Source organism: Phytobacter sp. RSE-02, assembly GCF_040578655.1.
Taxonomy (GTDB): Bacteria; Pseudomonadota; Gammaproteobacteria; order Enterobacterales; family Enterobacteriaceae; genus Phytobacter; species Phytobacter diazotrophicus.
The window spans coordinates 70,872-85,954 of record NZ_JBEULY010000007.1 but is presented as its reverse complement, the minus strand read 5'-3'; the positions used below and the strand labels follow the sequence as shown (position 1 = coordinate 85,954).

Genomic DNA, 15,083 nt, shown 5'->3' with positions numbered 1-15,083 from the left:
TGCCTGCGGAGGAAACCAACGCCGTTTTAGTAGGGTAGAGATCCCTATCCTGCATCTCTCTTTGCTAAGTGATAATTAGCGGTTAAGGTTCTTCTTATTCGCATTATGCTAGTGCTGGCGAAGGGCAAGTAAAGCAATTTGCTGACTCGTTACACCAACACCACCTCGAAAAAACACGCCACCGTCACCCCTTTCCGTGGCTGCCGTTATCCATTCCCAGCCATTAATAATGCATTGTCATATATTTGAAATATTACTTTCACTTAAATGTCATAAAACAAGGTTAAAATATTTGTGGATATTTTTAATTTGTCATAAGCTTTTAATATAACTCTGGATCAGTATGTTAACTTCGTGTATTAATACTTTGCTAACTTCACACGGGAAGGGATAATCATGACCAGTGCGGTATTGAACGTCAAAATTGATCAGACGTTAAAAGAAAAGCTCCGTCATTACGCAGAAGAAAATAATGAGAACCTCAGTACGGCGACTGAAAAACTGCTGCTGTTGGCGTTTCAGTCAGTTGAACAGGGCGGAGTATCGGAAGAGGATATCGATAACCAACACCTTGAAGAAGAAAGTACTGCTCCATTAAATCCAAAAGAGATCAAGGCATTACGTAAACTTCTGAAGAAGAAAAAATGAACCAACAACTGCTCTCAACGGCCAGCAATTATTGCGAGGCCTGTGACCTGTTACGATCAGGTTTTGTTAAACATGTCCGTCTGAACTGGAATATTGGTAGCGATGAGTTTTTTCGCATCGCTACCGACTGGTGTGATGCTGGCGCAAAAATAAAAAAAGAAGGCGATAGTTTCGTTATTTCTATAAAAGGGTTTCCTATTCCGCGTCAGCAGTAATTGTATTGTCATGAAACTGTCATTTAAATTGCACTCAGTTTTGTGATGATGATACAAAATATAATTCAGTTGTAACCATCTCATCATCACGGACGATGTTTACGACGGGCCAGTCTGGCTCGTCGACATTTCTTTTCCCCCGCTTTGTTTGCCTCACGCGTATAGCTTTGCTGGCATTTCTTACACCTGCATAACAGTTGCTGGCGTAATCGGGTACACTGACGCGAAATCCGTCGCCAGATGAGTGCCATGAAAACCATTACGCTCTATGATGTCGCCCGCCTTGCCGGGGTCTCTTACCAAACCGTTTCGCGCGTTATCAATCAGGGCGAACATGTGTCTGCCCGGACGCGGGAGAAAGTGCTGGCGGCGATGGCGGAACTGCACTACATCCCCAATCGCGGGGCGCAGCAACTGGCGGGGAAACGGACCAAAACGCTGGGGCTACTGACTTCCGACCTGGCCCTGCATGCTCCCTCTCAAATTGCCTCGGCGGTGAAATCCCGCGCCACACAATCCGACGTGAATGTGATCATTTCCATGCCGGAAGTGCAGGACGCCCGGGGATGTACTGCTGCGTTGCAGGATCTACTGGCCCAACGGGTCGATGGGTTGCTGGTTAACGTTCCGCTGGATGATGAACAGGCAGAGGCCTTATCGGCACTGGCAGGCCCGGTGCCGGTCCTCTTCCTTGATGTCAGTGAAACGGCGGCCGTCAACAGCCTGATTTTTGATGCCGATCAGGGGGCACGGCTTGGCGCTGCACACTTGCTGGAACAGGGGCATCAGCGTATTGCGTTGCTGGGGGGGCCGCAGTCATCGGTCTCTGCAAGGGCAAGAATGTCAGGATGGCTGGCGGCACTGGCGGAGTCGGGATTATCGCCCTGTGGCTGTGAATACGGCGACTGGAGCGCGGCATCCGGCTATGAAAAAGGGCATCTGCTTCTGGCGGCAGATACGCCGCCGCAGGCTATCCTGGTCGCCAACGATCAGATGGCCCTTGGCGTGATACGTGTCTGCGCGGAGCGGGGCTTAACCGTACCGGGCCAGATTTCAGTGGTCGGTTATGATGATACCGCCGACAGCGCCTGGTACTCACCGCCGCTCACGACCATCCGCCAGGCGTTCAAACTCGCGGGCGAGCGTAGCGTAGAATGGCTCCTTGCACGCCTCTCCGGTGACGATACTGGAATTGGCCAGACGCGGCTGCCGGTGACGCTGGTAGAGCGTGCCTCGACCTCACCGGTAACATCGATTAACGTCAGTGGCGAAACGCTGGCCAGACGATTGAATGAGCTGGCACAACTCGCTGCGCAGCTCGATCGCCGTTAACGCTTTTGTGATCCTTTTCGCTTTGCTGCTCGTAAACCCTTTACGTCAGCGCTAATTCGGTGCATTGTGCATAAAATTGTGAGCGCTTCGCAAAATGAGGTCGATATGTCTGTTTCCGCGTTAAGTTCGTTATTCTCTCGCCGGGACTGGGAAAACCCGGTCATTACGCACTGGCACCGTTTACCGGCGCATGCGCCAATGTCAAGCTGGCGGACGGTGGACGAAGCGCTTCGTGATGAGGTGCCGTCAACCCGTCGTTTACTTAACGGCGCCTGGCAGTTTAGCTTCTTTTCATCACCTGAATCTGTACCGGAAAGCTGGATCACGGCCGATCTCGCCGATGCGGTGCGAATGCCGGTGCCGTCGAACTGGCAGATGCAGGGCTTTGATACCCCCATTTACACCAACGTGACCTATCCCATCGCGGTGAATCCACCGTTTGTACCGCAGGACAATCCGACCGGTTGTTACTCGCTCACATTTGATCTCGAAGAACAGTGGCTGGCGAACGGGCAAACGCATGTTGTTTTTGATGGGGTCAACTCCGCGTTTTATCTCTGGTGTAACGGCCAGTGGGTCGGCTATTCCCAGGATAGCCGCCTGCCTGCGGAATTTGATCTGAGCAACGTGCTGGTGGCCGGGGAAAACCGTCTGGCAGTTATGGTGCTGCGCTGGTGCGATGGCAGTTACCTTGAAGATCAGGATATGTGGCGCATGAGCGGCATTTTCCGTGATGTCTCCCTGCAACATAAACCCCATACCCGCATTGCCAATTATCACTACACCACCCAACTGAATGCGGAATTTACCCACGCGCAATTGCAAACGGAGATAACGCTCGCCGGGGAGTTTGCTGGCTGCCTGGTGGTCGTCGCCTTGTGGCGAGGGGATGAGAAAATGGCTGAGGCCAGCCAGAGACCGGGTAGCGCAGTGGTGGATGAGCGCGGAGCCTGGGCCGAGCGCGTAAGCGTGACGATGCCCATTGAGCGGCCATTACTATGGAGCGCGGAAACACCTGAGTTGTATCGTTTGACGATGGCGCTGTATGACGGTGAAAACCATCTGCTGGAAGTGGAAGCGTGCGATGTGGGCTTCCGCCATGTTGAGATCAGCGAAGGGCTGCTAAAACTGAACGGTCAGCCGCTGCTGATCCGTGGGGTCAACCGCCATGAACACCATCCGGAAAACGGTCAGGCGATCGATGAAGCCACGATGCGCCGCGATATCGAACTGATGAAGCAGCACAATTTCAATGCCGTACGCTGTTCACATTACCCCAACCATCCGCTGTGGTATCGCCTGTGCGATCAGTACGGGCTCTATGTGGTGGATGAAGCAAATATTGAAACGCACGGCATGGTACCGATGAGCCGTCTGGCGGATGATCCGCAATGGCTACCGGCGATGAGCGAGCGTGTCACCCGCATGGTGCAGCGCGATCGTAACCACCCGTCGATCATTATCTGGTCGCTGGGAAATGAGTCCGGTCATGGCGCGTCGCATGACGCACTCTATCGTTGGGTGAAAACCACCGATCCAACACGTCCGGTACAGTACGAAGGCGGTGGCGCCAATACTGCGGCAACAGATATCGTCTGCCCGATGTATGCCCGCGTCGATCAGGATCAACCGTTTCCGGCGGTGCCGAAATGGTCGATAAAAAAATGGGTCGGAATGCCGGATGAAACCCGTCCGCTGATCCTTTGTGAATATGCGCATGCCATGGGCAACAGCTTCGGCGGGTTTGCCAAATACTGGCAGGCTTTCCGTGCTTACCCCCGCCTGCAGGGCGGGTTTGTCTGGGACTGGGTTGACCAGGCGCTGACCAAACTCGATGAAAACGGTGAGCCATTCTGGGCCTATGGCGGTGATTTCGGCGATACGCCAAATGACCGACAGTTCTGCATGAACGGGCTGGTCTTCCCGGACAGAACTCCGCACCCGGCGCTCTATGAAGCGCAACGCGCCCAGCAGTTTTTCCAGTTCCAACGGGTCAGTACCTCACCGCTGGCAATCAAGGTAACGAGCGAGTATTTATTCCGTTCGACGGATAACGAAGTTCTGCGATGGTCTGTTACCCGTGATGGCGAGGTGCTGGCGCAAGGGGAGGTGGTGCTGGCGATTGCCCCGCAGGGAACCCAGCGTATTGAACTTAACTGCCCGCCTTTGGCCGCGCAACCGGGGGACGTCTGGCTGAATGTGGATATCTATCAGCGTGATGCGACAAGCTGGTCACCCGCGCAGCACCGCTGCGCCTGGGATCAGTGGCAACTGCCGACAGCGCTCGCATTACCAAGAGAAAAAGCCGCACAACCGCGGCCCGCGTTACAGACTGACGCTGCACATTTCGTGATTGAGCAGGGCGGGCATCGCTGGCAGTTCAGCCGGACGAGCGGCCATCTGACGCAGTGGTGGCGTGATGGTCAACCGACGCTCCTTGCGCCGGTACTTGATAACTTTACCCGCGCTCCGCTGGACAATGATATCGGCGTCAGCGAGGCCACGCGCATCGATCCCAATGCGTGGGTGGAGCGCTGGAAAGCGGCGGGAATGTATGATCTGACGCCAGTGTTGTTGCAGTGCGACGCGCTGGAAAATGCCACCGATGTGGTCATCGCCACGCGCCATGCCTGGCAGTACAACGGGCAGACGCTGTTTATCAGTAAAAAAACCTGGCGAGTGGCTGGCGATGGCGTTCTGCATGGTGATGTTCAGGTGCAACGCAATCTGGATGTGCCGCCGCCTGCGCGTATCGGCTTGCAGTGTCAGCTTGCTGAGGTTGCAGAGCAGGTCAGTTGGCGGGGACTTGGGCCGCATGAAAACTACCCGGATCGCAAACTGGCCGCGCGGCAGGGACGTTGGACATTACCGCTCGCGCAACTGCATACGGACTATATTTTCCCGACCGAAAATGGCCTGCGTTGCGACACGCGCGAGGTGAATTATGGTGCGCACCGTCTGAACGGGCAGTTCCACTTTTCCCTGAGTCGCTACAGCCAGCAGCAATTAAGGGAAACTTCTCACCGCCATTTACTGCGCGAAGAGGCCGGATGCTGGCTGCAACTGGATGCCTTTCACATGGGGCTCGGTGGCGACGACTCCTGGAGTCCGAGTGTGTCCCCGGAATTTATCCTCAGCGACGATGTCGTGCGCTACACCTTCTGCTGGTCTCAGGGCTAAACTTAGTCAGCCAGACGCAGCGGGAATCGTCCCGCTGCGCGGTTCACTTCGGAGGCTCACTCATGAAGTATGTCGATGGGTTCGTGGTGGCGGTTCCGGCAGATAAGAAAGACGCTTATTTGCAACTCGCGGCCAGGGCCGCTCCGCTGTTTAAAGAGTTTGGCGCAACGCGAATTGTGGAGTGTTGGGCCGACGACGTTCCGGCTGGAAATTTCACCGACTTTCGTCGGGCGGTAAAAGCAGAAGATCATGAAGAGGTGGTTTTTAGCTGGATTGAATATCCATCTAAAGAGGTTCGTGATGCCGCCAATCAAAAAATGATGGCCGATCCCCGCATGCGTGAGCTGGGAGACCAAATGCCTTTCGATAGCAAACGTATGATTTATGGCGGCTTTGTCCCATTGCTGGATGAATGATCCTCAGGACACTTCTCTAACAATCCCCTCTGGCGTAATGCAGGGCTTGCGGTATGTCGGCTGAGAGCCGTCTGAGACCCTGTACTTTGCCAGCCCAGTGTCATGATGCTCTTTTCACGCTGCGGATGCTCACCACCGGACTGTATTTCAGCCAGTGGCGCACATCATGCAGCGGTGAGAATGGCTTTTTCATTGCGCTATCTCCACGAGTAAACCCGTTTCACAGGTCACAAACTCAGGAGATATTCCGGTTACTTTCTGCCCAGCACAGAAACGCGTCTTTCGGCAGCGCTTTGCTGTATAACCAGCCCTGGCCGTACTGCACGCCATGTTCGCTAAGCCATTTAAGCTGGACTTCGGTCTCGATACCTTCGGCCACCATCGCCAGCTTTAGCGCTTTGGCCATTTCGATGATATGGGTGGTCATGTTTTTGTATTCCAGCGCATCCACAAAGGATTTGTCGATTTTGATAATGTCGACATCCAGGTTTTGCAGATAACTGAGGCTGGAGTAACCCGTACCAAAATCGTCAATATAGATGGCATGTCCGGCCGCACGTAATGCTGTGATAGTGGGCATGCAGGTTGTGGGATCGGCAAAACCATGTTCGGTCACTTCCAGCGCGATTTGTGACGGCGAAATTTGCCAGTCATTAACCCGTTGCTGTAACTGTGCCGGAAGCGTCAGGGTTAAGAGATCGGAGGGCTCAAGGTTAATGGAGACATGCAGATCCGGATTCTTCTGTAGCCAGGGCCCCATGTCCTCAAACACTTTTTCGATAATCACTTTTGTCAATTGTGGCATCAGCCCCGTTTGTTCCGCCAGCGGAATAAAGGTGTCCGGCGCGAGGTAACTGCCATCCGACTGTCGCCAGCGGGCCAGCGCTTCCGCACCGACAATCTTCCCGTCTGCCAGCGTCACAATTGGCTGGTAGAACATCTCAATTTCCCGTGCGCGAATGGCGTCCTGCATACGGTGTTGCGGTGATTGCAGGCGACGCAGCATGCGCAATAAAAAGAAGGCCAGCACCAGGCTCAGCAGCAGGCCAACAGGCACCCAAATTACCAATAACCGATGCCAGCTCTCTTTAAGCGGCGTCAGCGATGCCCAGGTGATGATGGTCACCCCCAGTTCGGGCACCTGTAACGTATTCCACGCTTCACCGCCGATAAGCCTTTGGGTGGGGGTATTGAGGTCAATATGCTTTAGCATCTCTGGATCCAGCGTGCGGTTGCTGGCTATCACCCGTCCGCTGTTCGTCCCGACCAGCGCAGTATTGATAGGCCACGGGCCATATGAAAGCACATCAATAAAGGAGAGTGGATCGGTAATAACAATGTAGCGACGAGTGCCAAGGCCGACCATTGCACGTGTCAGTCCCAAATCGTTATGGCTGGTCAGCCAGGCACGAAAACCATCTTTAGTTACCCTTTGCGGCGCAGGAAAGGGAGCGCTGCTGCTGTTTCTCTCCAGTGAAGAACAAAGCGGTATTGTTCCTTCGAGGTAAATGACCTCCTGGACATAACGGAATGTATAAGAGATACGTCGCATGGCCAGCAGGTGATCCTGACTACACGAAATACCATCGTAAGTTTCCAGTTGACGCAAGGCCGTTTTCCCCTGGCTAACCACGCGGTCAGCACGCATTTTTACCAATGCGGAGAAAGTATTGAGTTCGTTCATAAACGACTCTTCAGCCTGGCGATGCGCCAGCCAGACGCTTAAAGCCACCGGCAAGAGAACGGCGAACAGCAGTACGCCTGTTATAAGGCTAACTAATCGTCGGTTTGTCATGACCAAAAATCCCTGTTTGATACTGAGAAACAAGCGTATTTAAGACCAGCAAGTGTTATAACACGCGTCAATGAGTGATTTCTTTCAGGAATTGCAGGGATGAAGAAAAAAGAATTTGTGACGCAGGATCTCTTAAGTAAAATTTATCAAAATAACGACGCCGGCCCACGCAAACTTCCCCCTGAAAGGCAGCTAGCCGAAGAGTATGGCGTCTCACGTTTTACCATCCGCCAGGCGGTCGAAAAGCTGGCAAGTATTGGCGTCGTGCGGATCGTACAAGGTTCCGGGATCTGGATTAACGAGCAGGCGCGTAATAACCCACTGGTCTACAACTCCATCACTGAAAAGCGTTTCGATCAGATCCGTTTTCGGCTGATTAGTTTGCATAAGAAACGTCCTGACCGCGATGAGCAGCAGATCTTTGGGCTGACAGATGACAGCTTTATCTGGCAATTTTGTCGACTGCGCTTCGTGGATGAAGAGGCCGTACAAATTGAAATCTCCCGTATGCCTGCTGCTGATTTTGCCGATCTGAATCAACAGATCATTGAGAGCTCACTGCAACAGTATGTTTTAGGCAAGGGGTATCAAATCTCCCATATGTTGACGACCTACCGTGCGGTTAATGTGAGTCGTGAACAGGCGGCGCTGCTGGGGTGCAAGAAAGGCAGCCCGGCGATGCACATCAGTAATCGCGGGATCCTGGAAGGCGGCAGGGTGTATGAAATTAGCGATATTATCGACATTAACTACACCTGCACCTATGTGATCCCGCATAACCGGGCAAATCTTGCCTTTCGTAAAGGCGACACCTGATTTACGGCGTGTGGATTGCGCCATCCGGCAGGCGACTTTGCGTCCATTCATGCGGGCGGTACACCACCGGGAAACGCAGACCTTCCTCTTCATTAAAGGTCACGCCAATACCCGGCGTTTGCGGCGCATAGACAAAACCGTCTTTCACCACCGGAGCGCCGGGGAAGATGTTGTCGGTTTGTACGGAGCGTGGAATGTACTCCTGTATGGCCGCGTTATGCAGATGGATATTGAGGTGCGTATTCACCGCGACGCCAATGGGCGACATATCGCCCGGACCATGCCAGGCGAGGCGTACGCCAAAGGCCTGACACAGTATGGCCAGTTTTAACGCCGGGGTGATGCCGCCGATTTGCGAAATATGGCAGCGAATAAAATCTATGCGCCGGTTCACTATCACATCGTGCCACTCGGCCGGATTATTAAAGAGTTCCCCCATCGCCAGCGGCACGCAGCTATGCTGGCGTACCTGTTCAAGCCAGGCGCTCTGCTGTGGCGGTAAAATATCTTCAATGAAATAGGGCTGATAGGGCTCAAGCTGCTTTGCCAGTTGTATCGCCTGTTGGGGGAAAAGACGTTCGTGCACATCATGCAGAATGTGCAGGCTAAAACCGTATTTTTCCCGCAGCGCCTTGAACATGGCGACGGTGTTGTCCATGTATTCTTGCTGACAGAACCAGGCGCCGGGCGTTGGGTTTTCCGGCGTATGTAACTGCGCTGGCGTGCCGCCGTAGAAACCCAACTGGCAGCGAATATGGCGATAACCCTGTTCGCGCAGGCGGTCTACGCTGGCAAAGAGTTCCTCCAGTGTTTCACCGCTGGCATGGCTGTAAGCGGCGATGGCATCCCGGGATTGCCCGCCAAGCAGTTGATAAAGCGGCATACCGGCTAGCTGGCCTTTGATATCCCATAGCGCCATATCGACGCCGGAAATCGCGTTATTCATCACCGGACCGTTTCGCCAGTAGGCATTGACGTTCATCATTTGCCAGAGGTCTTCAATGTGGTTGGCGTCACGGCCGATCAGAAGAGGCTTTAGATACTCATCGACCATGGTTTTGACCGCCAGCGGACGTTGCTGAAAGGTGGCGCAGCCGTGGCCTGTGATGCCTTTATCGGTCATTACCCGCACGGTAATCAGATTATGTCTGTCGGGGCGAGTGATAAAACATTCGATATTGTTAATTACGGTTGGCGTCACTGGGAAACTCCTTTACAACGACGTGATATGCCGGAATGGGTATTATCATCTCCTTAATTTTGCGCTGAGGTAAACCGTTTTTTTGATAAATTTTTTGGTCAGTTATTCCTTTTAAATTAAATTAAAAACCGTACCAATTTTGATTTTTATGTCTTTTTAAGTGTTATGTGGTGGCAATTTGTGATGCTCATCATGTTTTATTGGTTTGTTTAGTTTTCTCTCTTTCTCTACCCTTGGATACAGATATTAAAACGACAATATTCCTGCAGGAGCATTTATGGGGACGCAAGAAGCCATCAACAATATTATCCGTCTGGTCGGTGGGCAGGATAATATCAACAATGTCTGGCACTGCATGACACGCTTACGCTTTGATCTGGTTGATGATAATAAAGTTGATCAAGGTGCCATCAAGGCATTGCCGGGGGTTCTGGGCGCACAACTGCAAAGCGACCAGTTCCAGATTGTTATCGGGCCGAAGGTCAATAGCTGGTATGAGCAAATGCTGACGGTGCTGGGAAAAGCCCCGCAAGGCGAGACGCATATCAAAGGGCGTAAAAGCCTGGTCTCGATGTTTATGGATACGGTATCCGGCGTTTTTGGCCCTATCGTGCCTGCGATTGCCGGTGCGGGGATGATTAAAGGCCTGCTGGCCGGGCTGATAGCCCTGAAAGTGGTGTCGGCGAAAAGCGACACCGTGGTGGTGATTGATTTGATCGCCAGCGGTGTCTTTTATTTCCTGCCGTTTTTCCTGGCGGTCTCGGCGGCAAAAATTTTCAAGACCAATGAGTACCTGGCAGCGGCAGTCGCAGCCTGTCTGATGTATCCGTCGCTGATCGATGCCGCAAAAGCCCTGGCGGCGCATCAGGAAGGGGCGGTGAGTGCCTTCTGGCTACTCAACGCGCTACCGGTTTCAGTGTTTAACTACGCCTCAAGTGTCATTCCGGTCATTTTCTCTATTCTGGCGCTGAGCTATATCCATCGCTGGGTGGACAGGATAATGCCGGACGTACTAAAAACGGTCTTCACGCCTACGCTGACTTTGTTCCTGGGGGCGCTGGCGGCGCTGGTGATTATCGGGCCGATTGGGATCTGGTTGGGGAAAGTGCTGGCTTTCTTTATTCAGGGACTTTTCGGTATTTCAGCCAGTTTTGCCGGGCTGGTCGTGGGGGCTATTCGTCCGGTAGCCATTCTCACCGGCATGCATCACGCCATGACGCCCATCGCCCTGCAAAACTTTAGTGAGCATGGCTATGACATGCTGATGCCGATGATGTTTATGGCGAATATGGCGATTGCCGGTTCGACGTTCGCCATCTGGCGGATAAGTAAAAACCGTCAGGAGAGAACGGTGACCCTGTCGGCGGCGATCTCCGCGCTTTTGGGGATTACGGAACCCGCGCTCTTTGGTGTCCTGACGCGTTACAAAAAGGCGTTTATTGCCGCCACGGTGGCCAGTTCCCTGGCCTCTGCGTTTATCGCCTTCTTTGGCGTGCGGTTGTATGGTTATATTTTATCGAGCATTTTTAGCCTGCCGGCGTATATCGGCCCGTACTTCGTCTTTGCGCTCTCCGGGGTGGCGATGGCGCTGGTGCTCTCCTTCCTGCTGACCACTGTACTGGTCGGCAAAGACGCGGTGGAATAACTTACCGTCGGTGCGCCAGTCGGCGCACCAGGCGATCGCCTGCCATCTGCACCCCCTGTACCATTGCCAGTAAAATCACCACGGTACCCACCATCACCTGATCGTTAAAGCGCTGATAGCCATAACGAATAGCGAGATCGCCCAGCCCACCGCCGCCAATAACGCCCGCCATAGATGAGAAGCCAATCAGCATCACAACGGTGAGCGTAATGCCCGCGAGCAGCGTTGGCAGCGCCTCAGGTAACAGGGCTTTCGCAATCACATGCCAGACGTTACCCCCCATCGACAAAATGGCTTCGATGCGTCCGTAATCCACCTCATCCAGCGCGCTTTCCGTCAGCCGTGCAAAGAAGGGAAACGCGCCAATGGTGATAGGCACTATCGCGGCGGTGCTGCCAAGAGTGGTACCGATCAGCAGGCGCGTGAAGGGGATAAGCGCTATCAACAACACGATGAATGGCAGCGAACGCCCGAAATTGACGACGGCCCCCAGCAGCGCATTGACACGTGGCAGGGGGAACAGGCCATCACGGCGCGAAAGAAACAGAATAACGCCCAGCGGCAGGCCGATCAGCACGGTAAACAGCGACGCCAAAGCAACCATGTATAACGTCTCCAGCGTGCCGTTGAGCAGCAGCGGCCAGAGGTCTTCCCAACTCATGCTACCCCGCATAAAGGCCTCCCGTTAAAACCGTGGCGGGCAAGGAAATCCTGCTCAGCCTGTGGATCGTGCAATAGCGCATGGCGCAGTTTGGACCAGGGCGCAACCAGCAGATCGGCGATTTTGCCACTCTCCCGTACTTCGCCGTTTTCCAGCAATGCCGCGTGATCGCACAGAGTTTTTACGACATCCAGTTCATGGGTGATCAGCACGATGGTCAAATTCAGCTTCTGGTTAATGTCTGCCAGCAGCGCCAGGACAGACGCGGTAGTTTCCGGATCCAGCGCGCTGGTGGCTTCATCGCACAACAGCACATCCGGTCTTGCCGCCAGCGCCCGGGCGATACCGACACGCTGCTTTTGCCCACCGGAAAGTTGCGAAGGAAAAGCATCGGCTTTATCGCTCAGGCCCACCAGATGCAGTAGCTCTTCCACACGTGCATGGCGCAGCGGTTTCGGCACGCCGGCGATTTCCAGCGGAACGGCGACGTTATCCGCCACCGTACGTGCGTGCAGCAAATTGAAGTGCTGGAAAATCATCCCGGTGCGCAACCGATGCTCGCGCAGACCGGCTTTATCCAACTGTGTAATGTCGCTGCCGTTGATGATGATGCGGCCCGAGGTGGGCCGCTCCAGCAGGTTCAGACAACGAATTAAGGTGCTTTTCCCCGCGCCGCTGCGGCCCAGGATGCCGTAAATAGCCCCTTTGGGGACGTGCAGCGACACGTTGTTCAGCGCCGGTCGGCCTGTTCCGGCATAGGTTTTACTCAGCCCTTCAATATCAATCATGACTGTGGGGCAACCGGGATCACCGAGCCGTTGTAGGTTTTACGAATGAACTCTGCCACCTGTGGGGAGGTGAGATCTTTGGCCAGTTCTTTGATGCGTGGGTCGTTTGCCAGTGACGGGTTGGTTACCAGAATATTGGCGTACGGGTTATGTTCCGCACTCTCCAGTCCCAGCGCATCTTTGGCGGGCGACAAACCCGCTTCCAGCGCGTAGTTGCCGTTGATCACCGCCAGGGCGACGTCATCCAGCGAGCGCGGGATCTGTGGGGATTCCACTTCGAGGATCTTTAAGTGTTTCGGGTTCTCAACGATATCTTTTGGCGTGGCCAGTGTACTTGCCGGATCGGTAAATTTCGCATCCAGTTTGATTAACCCCTGGCTTTGCAGCAGGAACAGCGCACGGCTCAGGTTGGTGACATTGTTCGGGACTGCGACGGTGGCACCATCCGGTACCGATTTAAAATCTTTGTATTTATGCGAATAGATGCCCAGTGGTTCGATATGTACCGTGGCGGCGACGGCAAAGGTTTTACCCAGCGCTTTTTCCTGGCTTTTCAGGTAAGGCACGTGCTGGAAATAGTTGGCATCCACATCACCACTCGCCAGCAATTCATTGGCATTTGCGCCACTGGTCAGCTCAACGATTTTGATATCCAGTTTCGGATCCAGTTTTTTGACGTAGTTCAGGATCTCCGCGTGTGGAACCGGGTCCGCTGCAATACGCAGTGCTTCTGCCTGTGCAGTACCCCATGCCAGAGAAAGAGACAACGCTACCCCTGCCAGTTTAAAAGCGGCATATTTCATGATGTTTTTCCTGTGTTGTTATGGTTTATACGATCAATTGTTCACTGCGCTCACGCAGTACATCGCGGTAATAACGTTCAGCGACATCCGGGTGCGAACGTAAACGCCCTTTCAGGTAGTTCCAGCCAACATCGCGTAAAAGTGGGTTTTGTGGATCGCTTTCCGGCCCTTGCGCCTCACGCGCCAGCGCTTCCGGCAGGGCGTAAACGGGAACCACGGCGTCCAGTTGTGCGCCAAGAAAAAAGGCAATCGACAGGCGGTCTTGTCCGGCGGGCGGCGATACCACACGGTGGACCGTGGCGCGTAAATAGCCATTGGTCGCCAGCTCCAGCAGCTCACCAATGTTGACCACAAAACTACCCGGCAGCGGTACGGCATCGATCCAGTGATCGGGGGAGACTTCGACCTGCAATCCTTTTTGCTCGTCCTGGAGCAGGAAACTCAGAAACCCGGAATCTTTGTGTGCGCCGACACCCTGATTACTCTGGGTGTTATCCTGACCGGGATAGCGAATCAGCTTGATATGTTCATTGGGTTTGTCGCCATACAGTGCGTCGAAGGCATTAGCAGGCAGGCGTAGCGCTTCGGCAAAGGCACGCAGCAGCACAATGGCCATCTCGGTCATCGACTTTTGCCAGTCGAGCAGCGTGGTTTTCAGCTCTGGTTGTTCCGCTGGCCACAGGTTCGGCCCCTGCAAGCGCCTCCAGCGCGGGTCGCTGTCGCTCAACAGCAGTTCCGGGCGTTCCGCGCCGATATCGAACTGTTCTCGCCAGTCTGGTTTACCACGGGTGATTTCCGATGCCGCGCGGTTGTAGCCGCGAAAATGGGGGGAGTGAATCATCGCCACCTGCTGTTTTTGCTCATCACTGAGGGCAAAAAAGCGGCGGGCTTCGTGTTGAACGGCGCGCTGCAGCTCGTCATTCACACCGTGATTAATAAGATAAAAAAAGCCGATGTCGCGTGCGCTGGTGCGCAGCTGATCGAGAAAGGCATCACGTTCAGAGGAGTTGAAGTAGCGGGCCAGATCGAGGATGGGTAATGTTGTCGCGTTCATTGTGTTCTCCGAATAGTCGTTCGCAGGTGATCATTTTTAGAGTCCGGGGTTGGGCACAACAGCAGCGCATCATGATGCTTTCCTCACAAGTGATTTAGGCTCAGCTTGCCTTAAGGCAAAAAAATCAACCAATAACATTCTTTTCTAATTTATGACCGTGCAGGGTTCGTTGCTTTTGCGAAAAATGCATTTAGCGCAGGAGTTGCTTAGGGAAAAGAATTTCGCTAGACTTTTGTTATGTTATAACAATACATGAGAGAGCAAAATGAAACCTGATATCCATCCGCACTACCGCACGGTGGTGTTTCATGACACCAGCGCGAACGAATATTTTAAAGTCGGTTCGACGATTAAAACCGATCGCGAGATTGAACTGGAAGGGGTGACATACCCTTACGTCACCATTGACGTCTCTTCTGTTTCCCATCCGTATTACACCGGTAAACAGAAAGTGGTGGGCAATGAGGGAAGCGCGGCGCGTTTCCAGCAGCGCTATGGGCGTTTTATTGGCGCGAAAAGAGGCTAACGC

14 protein-coding genes are annotated in these 15,083 nt (G+C 53.7%); 8 read left to right on the top strand and 6 right to left on the bottom strand.

The annotated features are described in order from the left end of the window. The first annotated feature begins 396 nt into the window (after positions 1 to 396). The 5 genes from ABU190_RS16010 to ABU190_RS15990 all read left to right on the top strand — a co-directional run bounded on the left by ABU190_RS16010 (position 397) and on the right by ABU190_RS15990 (position 5,791). Entirely contained in the window at positions 397 to 648 is a 252-nt protein-coding gene (locus ABU190_RS16010) for a hypothetical protein (protein WP_041852482.1), read from the top strand. Further along, a complete protein-coding gene (locus ABU190_RS16005; RefSeq protein WP_041852481.1) occupies positions 645 to 863 on the top strand; it encodes a hypothetical protein in 219 nt (72 codons plus the stop codon). The genes ABU190_RS16010 and ABU190_RS16005 overlap by 4 nt, the downstream gene beginning before the upstream one ends. Positions 864 to 1,112: 249 nt before the next feature. Continuing rightward, positions 1,113 to 2,195: a LacI family DNA-binding transcriptional regulator gene (locus tag ABU190_RS16000; protein ID WP_354691819.1), complete on the top strand. Its 1,083-nt coding sequence runs from the start codon at positions 1,113 to 1,115 to the stop codon at positions 2,193 to 2,195. Between the two features lie 105 nt (positions 2,196 to 2,300). Then, positions 2,301 to 5,375 (top strand): beta-galactosidase, encoded by a 3,075-nt coding sequence (locus ABU190_RS15995; protein ID WP_354691818.1) that lies wholly within the window; start codon positions 2,301 to 2,303, stop codon positions 5,373 to 5,375. 62 nt (positions 5,376 to 5,437) lie between these two features. Continuing rightward, positions 5,438 to 5,791, top strand: a complete 354-nt coding sequence (locus tag ABU190_RS15990) for a DUF1428 family protein (RefSeq protein ID WP_354691817.1) — start codon at positions 5,438 to 5,440, stop codon at positions 5,789 to 5,791. A 235-nt stretch (positions 5,792 to 6,026) separates the two neighbouring features. Here ABU190_RS15990 and ABU190_RS15985 read toward each other — a convergent pair whose 3' ends face one another. Further along, positions 6,027 to 7,586, bottom strand: a complete 1,560-nt coding sequence (locus tag ABU190_RS15985) for an EAL domain-containing protein (RefSeq protein ID WP_354691816.1) — start codon at positions 7,584 to 7,586, stop codon at positions 6,027 to 6,029. Positions 7,587 to 7,685: 99 nt separating this feature from the next. Here ABU190_RS15985 and ABU190_RS15980 point away from each other — a divergent pair, with 99 nt between their 5' ends. Beyond that, a complete protein-coding gene (locus ABU190_RS15980; RefSeq protein WP_354691815.1) occupies positions 7,686 to 8,402 on the top strand; it encodes a GntR family transcriptional regulator in 717 nt (238 codons plus the stop codon). Position 8,403: 1 nt separating this feature from the next. On the opposite strand, the gene ABU190_RS15975 is transcribed toward ABU190_RS15980, so the two are convergent. Next, positions 8,404 to 9,603 (bottom strand): enolase C-terminal domain-like protein, encoded by a 1,200-nt coding sequence (locus ABU190_RS15975; protein ID WP_354691814.1) that lies wholly within the window; start codon positions 9,601 to 9,603, stop codon positions 8,404 to 8,406. Between the two features lie 277 nt (positions 9,604 to 9,880). Here ABU190_RS15975 and ABU190_RS15970 point away from each other — a divergent pair, with 277 nt between their 5' ends. After that, the gene (locus ABU190_RS15970; RefSeq protein ID WP_354691813.1) at positions 9,881 to 11,248 is read left to right on the top strand and encodes a PTS transporter subunit EIIC; all 1,368 of its coding nucleotides are present in this window, start codon (positions 9,881 to 9,883) and stop codon (positions 11,246 to 11,248) included. A gap of 1 nt (position 11,249) precedes the next feature. Here ABU190_RS15970 and ABU190_RS15965 read toward each other — a convergent pair whose 3' ends face one another. Genes ABU190_RS15965 through ABU190_RS15950 form a run of 4 tightly spaced genes read right to left on the bottom strand, consistent with a single transcriptional unit; the run spans position 11,250 to position 14,554 of the window. Further along, positions 11,250 to 11,909, bottom strand: a complete 660-nt coding sequence (locus ABU190_RS15965) for a methionine ABC transporter permease (protein WP_162303311.1) — start codon at positions 11,907 to 11,909, stop codon at positions 11,250 to 11,252. Next, positions 11,906 to 12,697: an ATP-binding cassette domain-containing protein gene (locus tag ABU190_RS15960; protein WP_108702367.1), complete on the bottom strand. Its 792-nt coding sequence runs from the start codon at positions 12,695 to 12,697 to the stop codon at positions 11,906 to 11,908. The genes ABU190_RS15965 and ABU190_RS15960 overlap by 4 nt, the downstream gene beginning before the upstream one ends. Further along, positions 12,694 to 13,500: a MetQ/NlpA family ABC transporter substrate-binding protein gene (locus tag ABU190_RS15955; RefSeq protein ID WP_041852472.1), complete on the bottom strand. Its 807-nt coding sequence runs from the start codon at positions 13,498 to 13,500 to the stop codon at positions 12,694 to 12,696. The genes ABU190_RS15960 and ABU190_RS15955 overlap by 4 nt, the downstream gene beginning before the upstream one ends. 25 nt (positions 13,501 to 13,525) lie before the next feature. Beyond that, positions 13,526 to 14,554, bottom strand: coding sequence for an isopenicillin N synthase family oxygenase (locus tag ABU190_RS15950; protein ID WP_354691812.1), 1,029 nt, complete (start codon positions 14,552 to 14,554; stop codon positions 13,526 to 13,528). Between the two features lie 265 nt (positions 14,555 to 14,819). Here ABU190_RS15950 and ABU190_RS15945 point away from each other — a divergent pair, with 265 nt between their 5' ends. After that, positions 14,820 to 15,080 carry a type B 50S ribosomal protein L31 gene (locus tag ABU190_RS15945; RefSeq protein ID WP_271850344.1) on the top strand — a complete coding sequence of 87 codons (261 nt, stop codon included), beginning with the start codon at positions 14,820 to 14,822 and terminating at the stop codon, positions 15,078 to 15,080. The last annotated feature ends 3 nt before the right edge of the window (positions 15,081 to 15,083 follow it).